This is a genomic window from Nocardia rosealba, assembly GCF_020216065.1.
In the GTDB taxonomy this organism is placed as follows: Bacteria; Actinomycetota; Actinomycetes; order Mycobacteriales; family Mycobacteriaceae; genus Nocardia; species Nocardia rosealba.
This window is the reverse complement of sequence record NZ_JAIWNA010000001.1, coordinates 616267-632494: the sequence shown is the minus strand read 5'-3', so window position 1 is coordinate 632494 and position 16228 is coordinate 616267. Positions and strand designations below refer to the sequence as shown.

The 16228-nt window shown below is 67.6% G+C and carries 14 protein-coding genes; 4 read left to right on the top strand and 10 right to left on the bottom strand.

Annotated elements, in window-relative coordinates; genetic code table 11:
* The first annotated feature begins 167 nt into the window (after positions 1-167).
* A complete protein-coding gene (locus LDL21_RS02750) occupies positions 168-1808 on the top strand; it encodes a peptide chain release factor 3 (protein WP_225279216.1) in 1641 nt (546 codons plus the stop codon).
* A gap of 21 nt (positions 1809-1829) precedes the next feature.
* Here the strand turns inward: LDL21_RS02750 and LDL21_RS02745 are convergent, their stop codons facing one another.
* Positions 1830-2417 (bottom strand): nuclear transport factor 2 family protein, encoded by a 588-nt coding sequence (locus LDL21_RS02745; RefSeq protein WP_370465680.1) that lies wholly within the window; start codon positions 2415-2417, stop codon positions 1830-1832.
* A gap of 206 nt (positions 2418-2623) precedes the next feature.
* Positions 2624-3496, bottom strand: a complete 873-nt coding sequence (locus LDL21_RS02740; RefSeq protein ID WP_084456787.1) for an Abi-alpha family protein — start codon at positions 3494-3496, stop codon at positions 2624-2626.
* Between the two features lie 338 nt (positions 3497-3834).
* On the opposite strand from LDL21_RS02740, the gene LDL21_RS02735 reads away from it, so the two are divergent.
* Positions 3835-5157 (top strand): DUF445 domain-containing protein, encoded by a 1323-nt coding sequence (locus tag LDL21_RS02735; RefSeq protein ID WP_225278676.1) that lies wholly within the window; start codon positions 3835-3837, stop codon positions 5155-5157.
* Positions 5148-5984 carry an Abi-alpha family protein gene (locus tag LDL21_RS02730; RefSeq protein WP_181696685.1) on the top strand — a complete coding sequence of 279 codons (837 nt, stop codon included), beginning with the start codon at positions 5148-5150 and terminating at the stop codon, positions 5982-5984. The genes LDL21_RS02735 and LDL21_RS02730 overlap by 10 nt, the downstream gene beginning before the upstream one ends.
* On the opposite strand, the gene LDL21_RS02725 is transcribed toward LDL21_RS02730, so the two are convergent.
* Together LDL21_RS02725 and LDL21_RS02720 are read right to left on the bottom strand one after the other, a co-directional pair.
* Positions 5981-7771, bottom strand: coding sequence for an ABC-F family ATP-binding cassette domain-containing protein (locus tag LDL21_RS02725; protein ID WP_067637940.1), 1791 nt, complete (start codon positions 7769-7771; stop codon positions 5981-5983). The two genes, LDL21_RS02730 and LDL21_RS02725, sit on opposite strands and share 4 nt — an antisense overlap.
* Positions 7772-7846: 75 nt before the next feature.
* Entirely contained in the window at positions 7847-8773 is a 927-nt protein-coding gene (locus LDL21_RS02720; RefSeq protein ID WP_225278675.1) for a 4-(cytidine 5'-diphospho)-2-C-methyl-D-erythritol kinase, read from the bottom strand.
* Between the two features lie 173 nt (positions 8774-8946).
* Between LDL21_RS02720 and LDL21_RS02715 the strand changes: the two genes are divergently transcribed.
* Positions 8947-9153: a cation transporter gene (locus tag LDL21_RS02715; RefSeq protein ID WP_181696688.1), complete on the top strand. Its 207-nt coding sequence runs from the start codon at positions 8947-8949 to the stop codon at positions 9151-9153.
* Between the two features lie 42 nt (positions 9154-9195).
* Here the strand turns inward: LDL21_RS02715 and rsmA are convergent, their stop codons facing one another.
* From rsmA to LDL21_RS02685, 6 genes are all read right to left on the bottom strand, one after another.
* The gene (gene rsmA / locus LDL21_RS02710) at positions 9196-10077 is read right to left on the bottom strand and encodes a 16S rRNA (adenine(1518)-N(6)/adenine(1519)-N(6))-dimethyltransferase RsmA (RefSeq protein WP_067485505.1); all 882 of its coding nucleotides are present in this window, start codon (positions 10075-10077) and stop codon (positions 9196-9198) included.
* A 34-nt stretch (positions 10078-10111) separates the two neighbouring features.
* Entirely contained in the window at positions 10112-11254 is a 1143-nt protein-coding gene (locus tag LDL21_RS02705) for a lipase family protein (RefSeq protein WP_225278674.1), read from the bottom strand.
* A 61-nt stretch (positions 11255-11315) separates the two neighbouring features.
* Complete coding sequence (locus tag LDL21_RS02700; protein ID WP_255674271.1) at positions 11316-12446, bottom strand: alpha/beta fold hydrolase; 1131 nt, start codon at positions 12444-12446, stop codon at positions 11316-11318.
* 122 nt (positions 12447-12568) lie between these two features.
* Entirely contained in the window at positions 12569-13969 is a 1401-nt protein-coding gene (locus tag LDL21_RS02695; RefSeq protein WP_225278672.1) for a GTP pyrophosphokinase, read from the bottom strand.
* Between the two features lie 119 nt (positions 13970-14088).
* Positions 14089-15216, bottom strand: a complete 1128-nt coding sequence (locus LDL21_RS02690) for a resuscitation-promoting factor (protein WP_225278671.1) — start codon at positions 15214-15216, stop codon at positions 14089-14091.
* Positions 15217-15389: 173 nt separating this feature from the next.
* The gene (locus LDL21_RS02685) at positions 15390-16223 is read right to left on the bottom strand and encodes a TatD family hydrolase (protein ID WP_243749754.1); all 834 of its coding nucleotides are present in this window, start codon (positions 16221-16223) and stop codon (positions 15390-15392) included.
* Between the last annotated feature and the right edge of the window lie 5 nt (positions 16224-16228).

Below are 16228 nucleotides of genomic sequence, written 5' to 3'. Positions count from 1 at the left end.
CCCCCCCCCCTCGAGGTGGGTCCGCCGCGAAGCGGCGGTTCGCGGCCGTCCCGACGATCAGGTGCCGTGGCGTAGGCGACGAAGGAGCAAGCCACGGTGCCTGATCGTCGGGACCGGTGGGGCCGCGAACTCGAGCGCGCCAGCGCTCCAATAAGCTCAGCTCTGTGTTGAGCGAGTCCGGAGAGAGCGCCGTCCCCACCCCGCGCGGATTACCCGCCGAGGTGGCCCGTCGCCGCACGTTCGCCGTGATCTCGCACCCCGACGCGGGTAAGTCGACGCTCACCGAGGCGCTGGCCCTGCACGCGAAGATGATTTCCGAGGCGGGCGCCATCCACGGTAAGGCCGGTCGCAAGTCGACCGTGTCGGACTGGATGGAAATGGAGAAGGCGCGCGGTATCTCCGTGAGTTCGACCGCGCTGCAATTCAATTACCGCGCGGCCGGTTCGGATGTCGACAGTGTCATCAACCTCGTCGATACGCCGGGTCACTCCGATTTCTCCGAGGACACCTACCGCGTGCTCACCGCCGTCGACGCCGCGGTGATGCTGATCGACGCCGCCAAGGGCCTCGAACCGCAGACGCTCAAGCTGTTCCAGGTGTGTCGGCACCGTGGCATCCCGGTGATCACGGTGATCAACAAATGGGACCGTCCGGGCCAGGCGCCGCTGGAACTGCTCGACGAGATCAGCGAGCGCATCGGCCTCACCCCGACTCCCCTGTTCCTCCCGGTCGGTATCGCGGGCGACTTCCGCGGCCTGCTGCGCCGCGGGCCCGAGGGCGAGGCGACCGAGTACATCCACTTCACCCGCACCGCCGGTGGCGCGACGATCGCCCCCGAGGAATCGCTGACGCCCGCCGAGGCGCAGGCGCGTGAGGGCGAGGCGTGGACCACCGCCGCCGAGGAGAGCGAACTGCTCTCGGCCACCGGGCAGGACCACGATCAGGAACTGTTCCTCGCCGGGCAGACCTCGCCGGTCATCTACGCCTCGGCGATGCTGAATTTCGGTGTGCGCCAACTGCTCGAGACCCTCGTCGCGCTGGCGCCGGCACCAGGTCCGCGCGCCGATGTGAACGGCAGAGCCCGCGAGACCGGTGACCCGTTCAGCGCGGTGGTGTTCAAGGTCCAGGCCGGCATGGACACCGCCCACCGCGACCGGTTGGCCTTCATGCGCATCGTGTCGGGTGAGTTCGAACGCGGCATGGTCGTCACGCACGCCCAGACCGGTCGGCCCTTCGCGACCAAGTACGCGCTCACGGTGTTCGGCCGCGAACGCACCACCGTCGACACCGCCTACCCCGGCGACGTGGTCGGCCTGGTGAACGCGACCGCGCTGGCACCGGGGCACACCCTGTTCGTGGACAAGAAGGTCGAGTTCCCGCCGATCCCGAGCTTCGCGCCCGAGCACTTCGCGACGCTGCGCGCCCAGAGCGCGGGCAAGTACAAGCAGTTCCGCAAGGCCATGGACCAGCTCGATTCCGAGGGCGTCGTCCAGGTGCTGCGCAACGACGCGCGCGGCGACGCCTCGCCCGTGCTGGCCGCCGTCGGACCCATGCAGTTCGAGGTGGTCACCGCCCGTATGCAGGCCGAGTTCAATGTCGAGACCCAGCTCGACTTCCTCGCCTACAGCCTGGCCAGGCGCACCGATGCCGAGTCGGCGCCGGAGCTGGACCGCCAGCGCGGAGTCGAGGTGTTCACCCGTACCGACGGCGCGATCCTCGCCCTGTTCAGCGACAAGTGGCGGCTGCAGTACATCGAGAAGGAACACCCGGATCTCACCCTCGAGCCGCTGGTGGCCACGGCCGACTAGCTGTCTGGGTCGCCGAGGGGTCTACTCCTCCGGTTCGCGCTCCACCCGGGAAACGTCCTGGGAGATCATGCCCCAGCGGCTCGCGGTGAGCCGCAGGCTCGGCAGGTCGCTGAGCGAGAGGACCACCTCGTAGGTGCGTTCGTAGCCGGTGTGCGCGATCCGCCAGTAACCGTCGTCGCAGCGCACGTAGCGGTCGGTGTAGAACGCGGCGCCGTGCAGGCACATGTTGTGTTCGGGGATGAGTACGGTGTCGGCGAGATACCAGGTGCCGGTGGCGGTGTCGCCGTCGACATCGATCTCGGGATGATCGCAGCGATGCTCGGTGATGACGTGCGGGCCGAGGGTGTTGCGCAGGAAGGCGAGGAAGGCCTCGCGCGACTCGAACTGCAGGTATTCGCTGTAGGTCGCCGTGGCCTCGGGTACGAGGGTGTCGGCGAACTCGTCCCAGGACTTGGTGTCCAGCGTGCGCAGGTAGCGGAATTTGAGTCTGCTGATCGCGGTGACGTCGTCGGGGTGCTCGGGTGGGCGTGGCTTCGGTTGCTCGGGCGGCGCGGCGGCGGGCTGTTCGTCGTCGGCGATCACACTGTCCGTCCCGTGCCCGGCGACCAACGGCTCCTCCGCCCCGGGTAACAGCGGCCCCGGGCGTTCACGACGCACATCGACCTCCTCGACGCGCGCGTTCACAGACCCGGACCCTTGCTCCATGCCCTCCACGATCCCACCCGATCGCCCACGTGCGGCGGATCTGTACCCGATCGCTACCCCTGTCGAAACCGGAGTGTGACCTGCGCCCGCTCGGGCTCCGACTGTCTGGGCTAGCCGATGGTGAAGCAGGTGCGGCAGAAGTCCTCGCCGAATTCCGAGAGGCGAAGGCTCTTGCGCACGATCTTCGGCGCGCGTCCGGCCTTCTTGAGTGCCTCCTCGACCACCGGCTGCACCTCGAGCACCATGTAGCGGCTCAGCACCACCGGGTCGTCGGAGGTGAGGGTGAGACCGAGGCGGTTGAGGTTGATGAGGTAGGAGCGGGCCCGGTCGGGGTAGCGCACACCTGCCTGTTCGGGCACCGAGGTGAGGTCGCCCTGCACCAGTTCCGAGCCGATGCCGAGCGGGCGGTTGGTCCGCACATCGACGGCGGGCTGGGGTCCGTTGAGAGCCATGAACCGCAGGATGCGGGCCTCGTCGGGGGCGATCTCGTCGAGGATGCGGTCGTAGGCGGGGTGCACGTCCTCGGTGAAGTACACGTCGGCCGAGCGGGCCAGCAGGGCGTCGCCGCGGCGGCGCAGTTCCTCGGTGGTGGTGGAGCGCAGGTACGGGCCGACCGCCAGGGACTGCTGGCCCGAACCGTTGGTGGTCGGCACATAGCTGACGATCTCGCGCACCGAACCCTCGGTGACACCGAGGGCGCTGCGGGCGATCGAGCGCAGCGCGTTGCCGGTGCGCTCGGCGATATCGGCCGACGACTCACCGTCGAGCGCGGCCTGCGCCAGCTCCTTGGTGACCTCGTAGGTGGTGCCGACGGCCCACTGGCTGCCGCGCACGGCGGTGCCCGCGGCCAGTCCGGCCGCCCGGAACACCCCGCGGATCAGGCGGGCTTCGTTACTGATCTGTCGCTGCTCGACATCCGAGCTGCGCTCGACGGCGCGGGTACCGGCACGGGCCAGGTCCTGTCCGGTCCTGTCGTCTGTCAACGTCCTACTCCGAAGTCTCGCCGTGGACAACGATCGCCCACCAGATTATTGCCCGACCACGCTCCAGGCACAGTGCGGTCTACAGCGCGCCCCTGTCCGCGCCTCGATTGTGGCCTGTCACGAAATGTGGTGATGGTCATTGTTCCGACTCGGTGGGTCGAGTGCGGCATCCGCGACAGGTTCTGTGACTGATGTCTCAGACACTACCCTGTGGCCTGGAGCACGGCGAATGGACCCGGTTCCGTACCTCACAGTAGGGTCACCTCGCTGCGGGGGTGCTAGTTTTTGAACGCCGGTGAAGGCGGTGGTCACCGGGTATCGGCAGGAGGGTGTCGTAAGTGTTGGAAAGTGTGTTCGGTATCCATCCGACGCTCCTGCTCGAAATTCTGACCATCCCGTTGTTCACAGGCGTCATCGGTTACATCACCAACTGGACCGGCATTCTCATGCTGTTCCGGCCGCTCGAGTTCCACGGCGTCAAGCTGCCCGGCCTGCGCACGGTGTTTCCCTACCTGCCCAAGCGAATTCAGGTGCTGCCGCTGCTGAGTTACGACGGCCGCATCGGCTGGCAGGGCATCGTCCCCTCGCGTGCCGACAAAATGGCGAGCATCGCGGTCGACAAGGGGCTGTCGAAACTGGGCAGCGTCTCCGACTTCTACCGCGAACTCGAGCCGGACAAACTCGCCGAGCACCTGGCCGAGGTGGCCGACGCGCAGATTCGCGACATCGTCGAAGTGATCCTGCGCCGTGAGCATCCGCAGCTCTGGTACAACCTGCCCACCCAGGTCAGGGAGATGATCCACCAGCGGGTGCGTTCGCAACTGCCGGAGATCCTGCGCGAACTCACCATGGAACTCGGCACCAATATCGATCAGCTGCTGGATGTGAAGCAGATGGTGATCCGCTATTTCCAGGCACGCCCGCAATTGCTCAACCAGTTGTTCCAGGTGCTCGGCGCCAAAGAACTCCGATTCATGCAGAATTTCGGTTTCTATTTCGGCGCGCCCTGCGGTCTGCTGCTCGTGCTCGCCATGCACACGACCTCGCTCTCACCCCTGGTCGTGCTGCCGCTCGGCGGCATCGTGATCGGCTGGGTGGTGAACTGGGTGGGTCTGAACATGATCTTCGCGCCCGCCGAACCCAAGTGGTGGTGCCCGTGGCGGCAGGGTCTGCTCATCAAGCGTCAGCCCGAAATCACTTCCGGCTACGCGGCTTTGGTGTCGACCGAGGTGCTCACCGTCGCCAACATCGGTGACGAACTGCTCAACGGCCCGCGCTCGGACCGCACGCTGCAGATGCTCGAGGACACGCTGCGCCCGGCCGCCGACCGCGCCCTCGGCCCGGCCAGGCCCGCGGTGAAATTCATGCTCGGCAGCCGCGAATACGACTCGCTGCAGTCCACCCTCACCGCCGAGGCCATGACGATCGCGCCCATGGCCTTCGCCGACCCCGCGTTCAATGTCCAGCAGGGCCGCCAGGTCAACGAATTCATCGCCCGGCAAATGTCCGCGCTTTCGCCGCACGACTTCGTGGACATGCTGCGTTCGGCGATCAAACAGGACGAATGGTTGCTTTTCGTCCATGGCGGCGCGCTCGGGCTCATTGCCGGATACGCTCACATCCTGGTCTTCGGAACAGGAGTAGCGACGACATGGATGTAGACGACGGACCTCCGTCCACCGAACTGGTGCGACGGTCGGTGCCGTCGCCCGATGCCCGCCGCGGTGTGCTCCCGGTATCACCGGTGCGCACCGCACGCGCGGCTACGGGTGTTGCGCGCGTGGCGATCACCGCCGCGTCGGGGATGACGATGTGGACTCTCGACACGGCCCTCGGTGTCACGGTCACGGTGCTGCGCGGCAGTATCGCGGGTGCCCCACCCGCCGATGTGCTCGCCGACGCGCAGACCGAAGTACGCGACCGGCTGCGCAACGCCCTCGGTCTTCCCCTGAGCGGGGAACAGCACGGTGGTTCCGGCATGCCGACGCTGCGCGAACAGGGCGCCGAACTGCTCCGCCTGTCGGCGAGTACCCATGCGGTGGCACCGGATTCGCATCCGGCCTACCCGGGCATCCTCGCCGAGATCACCCCCGACGAGGCGCGCATCCTGCGGTTTCTGCACGTGGACGGACCGCAGCCGTCGCTCGACGTGCGCACCGGACGTCAGCGGGCCTTCGGCGGCGAACGCCTCATCAGCGGGCTCACCATGCTCGGTGAGCATGCGGGCCTTCGCTTTCCGAACCGGGTACCGCAGTACCTGCCGAACCTGCGCAGGCTCGGACTCATCGAGTCCACCCGTGAGCCGGTGGGCAACCCGAGCCGCTACCAGCTCATCGAGGCACAGGAACAGGTGCGGGAGGCGTTGAAGCGTGCCAGTTTCGGCACCAAGGTGAGCTACCGCAGCATCGTGCTCACCGAGTTCGGCGCCGACTTCGTCCAGACCTGTTTACCCGTCGTGATCAACGATGGGCGAGAGACCGCAACCTAGCTCTCGGCCAGCTCGGCGAGTTCCATCCAGCGCTCTTCCGCCGCTTCCTTTTCCGCGACGACCTCTTTGAGTTCGGTGTTGAGCTTCACGAGTTTGTCCGGGTCGGTGGCGGCGTCGGCGAGGGCGGTGTGGAGTTTCTGCTCGCGCTCGTCGAGCTTGGCGATGGAACGTTCCAGGCGCGAGAGTTCCTTGCGCGCGGCACGGCGGTCGGCCGAATCCGTCGACGTCGCGGTCGACTTGGTGTTGATCGGCTTGGCGGCGTCGGTCTGCGCGGCGCGGCGGGTGAGGTACTGGTCGATCCCGCCGGGCAGGTTGGTGAGTTTGCCGTCGCCGAACAGGGCCCAGGTGGAGTCACAGATGCGTTCGACCAGGTAGCGGTCGTGACTGATGACCACGAGGGTGCCCGCCCAGTTGTCGAGCAGGTCTTCGAGCTGCTGCAGGGTGTCGATATCGAGGTCGTTGGTCGGCTCGTCGAGCAGCAGCACGTTCGGTTCGGCCATCAGGATGCGGGTGAGCTGCAGGCGGCGGCGTTCACCACCGGAGAGGTCACCGACCGGGGTGCGCTGACGGGCGGGGGTGAACCCGAGCCGTTCGGCGAGCTGTCCGGCCGAGATCTCCTTGTCGCCGAGCATGATTCGCTGCGCGATCTGCTGCACGGCCTCCAGCACCCGCATATCGGTGGGCAGGTCGTCGAGTTCCTGACGCAGCCAGCCGATCTGCACGGTCTGACCCTGGATCCGTTTGCCCGCGGCCGGTTCCGCGTCGCCGGCCAGGGCGCGCAGCAGCGTCGTCTTGCCCGAACCGTTCACGCCGACGAGACCGACCCGTTCGCCGGGCGCGAGCCGCCAGGTGAGGTCGCTGACCAGCTCGCGGCCGTCGGGGGTGGTGAGGGTGGCGTCTTCGAGCTCGATCACCACGCGTCCGAGACGTTTGCGGGCGAAGGCGGCCAGCGAGACGGAGTCGCGTGGCGGCGGCACATCGGCGATCAGCGCCTCGGCGGCCTCGACGCGGTAGCGCGGCTTGGAGGTGCGCGCCTTGGCGCCCCGGCGCAGCCAGGCCAGTTCCTTGCGGGCCAGGTTGGCGCGGCGCGCCTCGGAGGCATCGGCCTGGCGGGCGCGTTCGGCGCGGGCGTAGATCCAGTCGCCGTAGCCCCCCTCGTAGGTTTCCACCTTGCCGCCGACGACCTCCCAGGTGCGGGTGGCGACGGTGTCGAGGAACCAGCGATCGTGGGTGACGACCACCAGCGCGGTACGACGGGCGATCAGATGCTGGGCCAGCCACTGCACACCCTCGATGTCGAGGTGGTTGGTCGGCTCGTCGAGCACCAGCAGGTCGAGGTCGCGCACGAGGGCGGCGGCCAGCGCGACGCGGCGGCGTTCCCCACCGGACAGGTTGGTCACCGGGGTGTCGAGGCCGAGGTCGGCGATGCCGATGCCCTCGAGCACGGTGCGGATGCGCGCGTCGGCGGCCCACTCGTGTTCGGCGATGTCGACGGTCGACAAGTCGTCGGACAGTCCCGCGAGCACGACCGACCCGATCGTCGCCCCCTCCGGCAGCACACCGCGCTGGGTGACCACGGCCATCCGCAGCCCACCGACCCGGCTCACCCGGCCGCTGTCGGGCGGCTCGAGACCCGTCAGCACCTCGAGCAGCGTGGTCTTACCGCCACCGTTGAGACCGACCACCCCGATTCGTTCCCCGGCGTGGATACCGAGGGAGACGTCGTCCAACAGCGGCTTGATGCCGAAGCTCTTGGAGACTTGTTCGAGGTTGATCAGGTTCGACATAGGTGTTCTTCGCCCGCCTTCCGCGTGACTATCCGGCTGGGCCGAGCCTACTCACCCACCGAGGGGCCGCCGCGTTCAGTGCGCTTCGTGGTCGAGCACGCGCGCGCCGGGTACCGGGCCGCTCGCGGTGCGCACGCTGCGGCACACGCCCGCTCCGGCCAGTTCGGCGGCCACCGCGATGGCCGCTTCCTCCGTCTCACACAGGAACGCGCAGGTCGGGCCGGACCCCGACACCAGCCCGGCCAGCGCACCGGCGCCGACGCCGGCGCGCAGGGTGCGGCGCAGTTCCGGTTTCAGGGAGAGGGCGGCTGCCTGCAAGTCGTTGCCGAGTAGCGGGGCGAGGGCGTGCGGGTCGCCTGCGGCCAGGGCCTGCAGGAGTTTCTGCGGGTCGCCGAGGCGCGGCGGGTCGCCTTCCGCACGCAGACGGTCGAGTTCGCGGAAGACCGACGGGGTGGACAGCCCGTCCTTGGCGAGGGCGAGTACCCAGTGAAAGGTGTTGCGCGACAGCACCGGAAGCAGCCGTTCACCACGGCCGGTGCCAAGTGCGGTGCCACCGTGCAGGGCGAACGGCACGTCGCTGCCGAGCTCGGCGGCGACCGAGGCCAGTTCGTCGCGGCCGAGGCCGAGGTCCCACAGCTCGTTGAGCCCGACGAGCGCGGCAGCCGCGTCGGCGCTGCCGCCCGCCATACCACCGGCCACCGGGATGCCCTTGGTGATGGCGATCTCCACGAGTGGCGCACGCCCGGCCAGGTGGGCCAGCGCGACGGCGGCCTGCCAGACGAGGTTGGTCCGGTCGGTGGGGACCTGCGCCGCGCCCTCGCCTGTCACCCGGACGGTGAGCGAGGCGGCGGGGGCCAATCGTAGGTCGTCGGACAGGGATAATGCCTGGAAGACCGTGGTCAGGTCGTGGTACCCGTCGGCGCGCAGATCACCGACTCCGAGATGCAGATTCACCTTCGAAGGAGCGCGCACGACGACCGGGCTGGGCACAACTGACAGCACGATCACCAAGCGTAACCGGTAGTACCGACGAGTATGTGTGCCGAAACGGCCGACCGGTCGGTGGGTATTCGCGATGGACGAACCGAGGGCTTGCGCTCAATACCGCCGGGGGGTATGTTCATTCGTGTCGGGGGCATACCCCGGGACCGTATATTCGAGCGAAGGAGTCGGCCATGGCCACCACCACTTACACCGTCACGGGGATGACCTGCGGACACTGCGTGAGCTCGGTCAAGCAGGAGATCGGCAAGATCGACGGCGTCACCAGCGTGGACGTTGACCTGGCCAGCGGACTGGTACGCGTCGACAGCGCGAACGAGGTGTCCGACGCCGACGTGGCCGCCGCCGTCGACGAGGCGGGCTACGAACTCGCCCGCTGACCCTGCTGTGGCCCGCACCGACGGGGTGCGGGCCACAAGGACTCAGCCCTGAGCGGCCAGTTTCACGAACGCGGCGGTCTCGAGAGTCTCGCCACGCGCCGTCGGATCGATACCCGCGGCGACGAGCCTGCGCTCGGCCTCGGCGGGCGAACCCGCCCAGCCGGACAGCGCCGCCCGCAAGGTCTTTCGCCGCTGGGCGAAGGCCGAGTCGATCACCTCGAACACCCGCCTGCGATGCGCGTCGTCCATCGGCCACGGCGGTTCGGCATACCGATCGATGCGGACCAGGCCCGATTCCACTCGGGGCACCGGCCAGAACACCTGCGTACCCACATGACCCGCGCGCCGGACCTTGCCGAAGAACCCCGCCTTGACACTCGGCACCCCGTACACCCGGTTGCCCGGTTCGGCGGCGAGCCGATCGGCCACCTCGGCCTGCACCATCACCAGCGAGACCTTGATGCTCGGCAACTCGGCGAGCAGGTGCAGCAGCACCGGTACCGCCACGTTGTACGGCAGGTTCGCCACCAGCGCGGTCGGTTCGGCGGGCAGCTGATCGGCGCGCACACGCAGCGCGTCGGCCTCCACCACCCGCAGATTCCCGACCAGGTCGGGAGCGCGATCGGCGACGGTTTCGGGCAGGTAGTTCGCGAGCACCGGGTCGATCTCCACGGCGACCACCTGGTCGACCACATCGAGCAGGGCAAGCGTCAGCGAGCCGAGACCGGGACCGACCTCGAGTACCGTGTCGCCCCGACCGACGCCCGCCGCGGACACGATGCGCCGCACCGTGTTCGCGTCGTGGACGAAGTTCTGCCCGAGCTGTTTGGTCGGTCGCACGCCGAAGCGTTCGGCCAGCGTACGCACCTCGGCGGGGCCGAGCAGCGCGGCGGGACCACGAGCGGAATTATCGGGTTCGGGCACTGCTAGAACTTACCAACCTCGCCGATCGGGCAGCTCAGCGCTGTGGCGGGGCGGCGTTGACACGGGCGAGGAAGGCGTCGATGGCATCGAGCTGGGCCGGTGTCACCGAGCCGTGTGTGCCGGTGCCGGGCAGCACCTGGTGGTCCACTCCGTTCACGGCGAACTGGGCGACGAGTGCCGCGTGCAGCGGGGACGGGACGATCGTGTCGGTGACATTCATGGTCAGCAGGATCGGCGCGTCGTAACCGCTGGTCGGCAGGGCCATGTAGGCCGCGAGTGGACCGCGCAGCGGTTCGATCGGACGGACGAACAGGTCGCGCGAGGTGAGCCCCTTGGTCTCGGCGACGATCGTGTCGAGGCACTGGCCCGCGGCCGCGTCGATGACGGCCTTGCCACGCGGCGTCAGATAGGAGTCCACGTCGAGTTCGGGGTGGGTGGCGCGCAGACCAGCGAGGATGCTGACGAGGAAGATCGTGCTCCCCGGCGGGCCGGGCACGTCCGGTCCCATGAACGGCAGGACCTTCTCGACATCGGAGGCGGCATCGATGGCGACCGTGCCCCGGAAATCGAGTTCGGGAGCGTAGGAGGACTGGACGTGGGCCGAACTCAGCGCCGCGTGTCCGCCCTGGGAGGTACCGACCACGCTCCATGTCCGCGACAGGTCGGGGTCGGCAGCGCGGGCCGCGCGGACCAGATCGATGGTCGCGGTCGCCTCGCTGCGCACCTCGAGATACGGGTGCGGACCGGTGTCGAAGCGGCCCAGACCCAGATAGTCGGGCGTGACGACGGCGAAGCCCTGCTCGACGAACCGTTCGATGAGCCGGTCCTCGGCCGCACGCTGGGTGGGGAACGGCGCGGTCTCCGGGTCGGCCTGACCGCCGCAGCCCCGGCCGGAGCCGGAACTGCCGTGGTCGTAGGCGATGATCGGCCAGCCGGTGGCGGGGGCCTCACCGCTCGGGAGGAACAGCGCACCGCTGGCCGGACGGGCGACGCCGGACGAGTCGGTCATCCAGTACTCGATGGACGAACCGCGATCCAGGCCGTGCCAGCCCGCCGCCTCGGCCTGCGCCGAGATGAGCGAGCCGGGCGTTTCGGCGGACGCGGGAGCGAGACCGGCGAGCAGCGCGGCCGAGGTCAGGGCCGCGACAACGGCCGCTCGGATCGGCTTGTCAGACATGGACTCGTCTCTCCACCAGGGGATCATGAACTTGGACGAGTGTACAGATGGTTGGTTGTCGTCAGCGTGCTCTAGCCAGGAATTCATCGATGGCCACCCACATCGCCGGGTTCAGCTGGGTGTGGCTGCCGGTCCCGACCACCGTCTCGAATGCCACACCGCCCGCGGCGAACTGCGCCGCGAGCGCCGCGTGCAGCGGGGACGGCACCGTTCGGTCGGTGGCGTTCACCAGCAGCAGGATCGGCGCGTCGTAACCGCTGGTCGGCACGGCCATGTAGTCGGTCATCACCGAGCGCAGCGGTTCCTCGCCGAGCGAGCGCGACAGCAGGTCGCCGAGATAAAGATCGGCGACCCGGTCGTCGATGGCGTCCTGGCACAGCGAGCCGATCTCGTCGAGCACCTGGCGGCCCAGCGGGCTGAGGTAGCTGTCGACCTGCGCCTCCGGCCGGGCGGCACGCAATCCGGCGAGAATGCTCGCCGAGAAGCCGAGGGTGCCGCCGCTCACGCGGTCCGGGTTGCCCGGGCCGAGCAGCGGGGCGACCTTCTCCACATCCGAGGCCGGGTCGACGGCGATGGTGCCGCGGAAATCCAGCTCCGGCGCGTAGCTCGCCTGCCGGTGTGCGGTGGCGAGCGCGGCGTGCCCACCCTGCGACATGCCCGATGCCAGCCACACCGGCGAGAGCTCCGGATGCACCGACCGGGCGGCGCGCAGCAGGTCGAGCGTGGCGGTCGCCTCGGTATCGATGTCGAGGTACGGGTGCGGGCCCGTGTCGAACCGCCCCAGTCCCAGATAATCCGGGGCAACCACCGCGAACCCGCGTGACACCACGTGCCGGATGAATTCGTTCTGCCCCACTTGCGATTCCGGCCACGGCGCACCCGCCGGATCCGATTGCCCACCACAACCGGATCCGAGCCCGGTGGTGCCGTGGTCGTAGGCGACGATCGGCCACCCACCCTCGGGCGCGGTGCCGTCGGGCAGATACAGCACACCACTGGCCGGCTGAGTCGCCCCGCCGACTCCCCTGGTCGAGTAGTCGATGATCTCGGCGTCCAGCCCGCGCAGCACCGCAGAAGTCACCGCGAGCACCTCCCCGGGCGACTCCGCTCGCGCGCCCGGCGCACAAATCCCGAGCCCCACCGAAACAGCCACCGCCGCAGCCGCGCATCGCAACGCCGAAACACCGCGCATCTCCACCACCCGTCGACTCGTCCGAAGCCGACCCCACCGCACGAGCACAGCAGACCCGGCGAAACGAGAGCACGCTACCCCACGGCAATCCCCCGCCGTGACAGCGACTACCGGCATCGCGGCTACTCCCGGAGAAACTCACCACCTCGTGTCACTCGGATGTCGGACCCATTCATCCGCCCGAGTAGCTCGAGTATGGCGCGATCAATCCCCGGCCGATCCATATTGGCGTTCACCCATAGCTGTCCGCCGAACACTTGCTTCGCCCTCGTACCCACTCCGTAAACCGATGTCGAGACAACCCCGCTCAATTCGGCTGCCGACGTTCCCTCCCGTTCCGCCACGATCTCGACCAGCTCACGCAGGACAGCCGCACCGGTGTATACCTTGCCTTCCCTTTCAGGTCCGGCGCCGATTATTCGGTAGATTCTGAACTTTCCCTGCACTCTCGGCAGCCTTAATCGGAAATTTCGATACGTGGGGGTTCCGGCTGCCGATTCGACGTATTCATCGCCCAGAGCTGCAAGCAGATCGTCGTTTATACGACGAACACGCGAGGGGGAAAGCCGGTACTCCATCAACGTTGCTACACGGTCGGAGTCGACGGACTCCAAGACTGCCCGCAATTTCTCGATAGATGTCAACCCCAGACTCAACAGGCGGTCGAGCAAAGCACTCAAACCTTCCCAGCTGCCGTCCGCCAGTCCTGGATATCGCTCCGCTAGAAACGAACGCAGGCTCTCGAATTCGAGGGGGACGCCCTCGTTGCTCGGATCTTCAGCTGCGCCGGTGGATACCTCGACGTCTGTCGTGACCTGGTAGGCGGTCGGTCCGCTCCCCGGCTCCGCCGATTTCAGCAGCTTACCGATGCGATCGAAGGTGTGATCGAGGTACCGGCGCAGACCACCGGCCTCGATGAAAAGCCGATCGATCTCCTTCTGCCGATTCTCCGGCAGCAACGAATACACACTGTGTCGCGACGGATCGCTCTTGTAGCGAACGTCATGCTCGTACTCCGCCCAAGCATGTCCTGCCACAGTGCGCACCTGAATTTCCAGAGCGTGCCGCTCGCGCAAGTAGTTGATCAGCTCAGGAAAACGCCCCTGAACATCAGTCCTAACAAATCCGGTGACGATGAAGTGCCAGCTGTCATATCCATTATTTTTGAGCAGGCCGGGATTTTCATCCCCACCGAGCACGAAGTTGGATCGAATAACTTCTTTGGTGTCCTCACGAGCCGACTCTTCGAACACGATCACTCGGGCAGCAATGCAGTCCTGGATCCCGACGACGGGATCTTTGTACTTACGCTGCCCATTTTGTTCGAGCCGTTCAGATTTCTTCCGATACGAGTCGATATCCTTTACCCGCGACTCGATGTTGTAGATGGCGGTGACGCCACCTTGCTCCAACACGTCCCCAAGATGCCGCTTCAGATCTTCCGCTGCGGTTCGGTACCGGGAATGCGCCTCCGCATAGTCCCAGAGATGGCGAGGGACGACCTTTTCTTCGTACCCTTCCACCGTGCCCCCCGTGTCTGCCCGCAGTTCGTCGCTATCGCGATGACAGTACCTCAGGGGAGACAAGCACCGAGCCGAAAAGCAATGCGCAGCAAGCATATTCCGGGCACGGGCAGAACTGATCAGCTCAGGCCGAGGCGGCCGGTGCAGGCGGGCCAGGCGCCCCAGCCCTGGCGGGCGCGGGTCACTTCGGCGATGGCGATCTGTTCCTCGCGGGTGGCCAGGTCGGCGCGGGGGGCGTACTTGAGGCCGCCCTGGCGTTCCCAGGTGCTCTGGTCGAACTGGATGCCGCCGTAGTAGCCGTTGCCGGTGTTGATCGACCAGTTGCCGGTCGACTCGCACTTGGCCAGCGCGTCCCAGATGTCGCCGTCGCGGACCGGTGGCACCTCGGTGCCCGGCTTGGCGCCCTTGCGGATGGTCTTGGGCTGGGCGGGGGTGATGACCTTCGAATTGGTCTGCACCCGATGGGCTTCCACACCGTTGATCATGGTCACCGCGAAGGTCGCCTCGTGCAGGCCGGGCGCACCGGGGTTCTCCACGACGGTGCGGCTCATGTTCATCGTGACGTCCTCGATCACCTGCTCGGTGGGTTCCAGCGGCAGGGTCTCGGTGCGCTCCTCGATGCGCTGACGGGTGACGGTGACCTTCATATCGCCGGTGAGCGGGGTGCTCGCGGCGGGCTCAGCGAAGTCCTGGTCTTTGAGCGGGATGCCCGCGGCGGTGAGGAAATCGCCGACGGTCGGGGCGGCCAGGCGCACGTCGACCGGTTCGCCACCACCGTCGACGACGGTGAGGGTGCGCGGGGTGTACACGCTCAGCGCGGCACCGGCCAGCGGCAGCTTCTCGGTGCGGGTGGGCACCACGTGGGTGTCGGCCGGAATCTGCATCTGCGCGAGCGCCTCGCCCGCGGTGATACCGGTGGTCCATACCTTGCGTTCGGCGCCGTCGACGATCACCGTGATCTCGCGGCCGCGGTTGAGGGTGATGGTCGCGCCGTCGGACACCTTCGTGCCGGCCGCCGGGCGGACGTCGTCGTGTTCGGTGAGTTGGTAGCCCGCGTCGTCGAGGATCGCGCGCACATCGCGCGACATCGTGGTGAGCTCGACGCGTTCTCCGTCGACCACGATCGCCACGGTCTTGTGGTTGACGATGGCCATCGAGGCGCCGACGAGCAACACCAGCAACAGGGCCGCCGCCGCCGCGTACAGCAGCGGCGAGCGGGACGAGTTGATCCGTGCGAAAGCCGACATGGTTACGGAACGATAACGAGCATGTCGACGTGGGACAACAGGGTGCCGCCCGATCAGCGGGACCACACATCACGATTCGATATAGACATCGCAGGTAGATAACGGCTTCGACACAGAAATGTGAGCCGAAACACGTTTATCGTCCAGCCCCCTGACAACCGGGCGAAACGGACTCAGCGAATGCGATAGAGCCTTCGGGCGTTGGCCGTGGTCGTCTCCGCCAATTCGACCGGGTCCTGTTCGCGGATCTCGGCCAGCGCGCGCACCGTGTACGGCAGGCAGTACGACTCGTTCGGCGCCCCGCGATACGGATGCGGCGTCAGATACGGCGCGTCGGTTTCGACCAGGATCTGATCGTCGGGCACCAACTTGGCCGCCTCACGCAATTCGTGCGCGTTCTTGAAACTCACCGTTCCCGAGAAACTGAGCACATACCCCTCGGCCACACACGCCTGCGCCATATTCGCGTCCGAGGAGAAGCAGTGGAAGATCACCGTGTCGGGGGCGCCCTCGTCGAGCAGCACCGTCAGCAGGTCGTGGTCGGCCTCACGGTTGTGGATCATCAGCGGCTTGCGCACCCGCTTGGCCAGGTCGATGTGCCAGCGGAAACCCTCGATCTGGGTCTCGATGTCGGCGCAGCCGTCGAGTTTGCCCGGCCAGTAGTAGTCCAGGCCGGTCTCCCCGATCGCGACGACGCGGGGGTCGGTGGCGAGGTTCTCCAGCTCGGCCATGGCCTTGTCGTCCAGGGCGTTCGCGCGGGTGGGGTGCAGCGCGACGGCCGCGTACACGCGCGGGTCCCAGTGCGCGGCCCGTACCGCCCACTGCGCGGCGGCGAGGTCGTCGGCGACCGTCACCACATGGCCAACCCCGACGGCGGCGGCCCGGTCGACGATCGCGGTGGTCGAGGCGGCATCGGTCGCACCGCAGGCGTCGAGGTGGGTGTGCGCGTCGATCAGCGGCGCGAGCGGTGCGGGAGGAGGCGGAGCCGGACGATTCTGGTTTGCCACGCGGA

Coding starts and splice junctions, on each gene's coding strand:
- LDL21_RS02730 (WP_181696685.1), top strand. CDS start 5,148: ATGGATGTAGACGACGGACCTCCGTCCACCGAACTGGTGCGACGGTCG.
- LDL21_RS02725 (WP_067637940.1), bottom strand. CDS start 7,771: ATGTCGAACCTGATCAACCTCGAACAAGTCTCCAAGAGCTTCGGCATC.
- LDL21_RS02715 (WP_181696688.1), top strand. CDS start 8,947: ATGGCCACCACCACTTACACCGTCACGGGGATGACCTGCGGACACTGC.
- LDL21_RS02705 (WP_225278674.1), bottom strand. CDS start 11,254: ATGTCTGACAAGCCGATCCGAGCGGCCGTTGTCGCGGCCCTGACCTCG.
- LDL21_RS02700 (WP_255674271.1), bottom strand. CDS start 12,446: ATGCGCGGTGTTTCGGCGTTGCGATGCGCGGCTGCGGCGGTGGCTGTT.
- LDL21_RS02690 (WP_225278671.1), bottom strand. CDS start 15,216: ATGTCGGCTTTCGCACGGATCAACTCGTCCCGCTCGCCGCTGCTGTAC.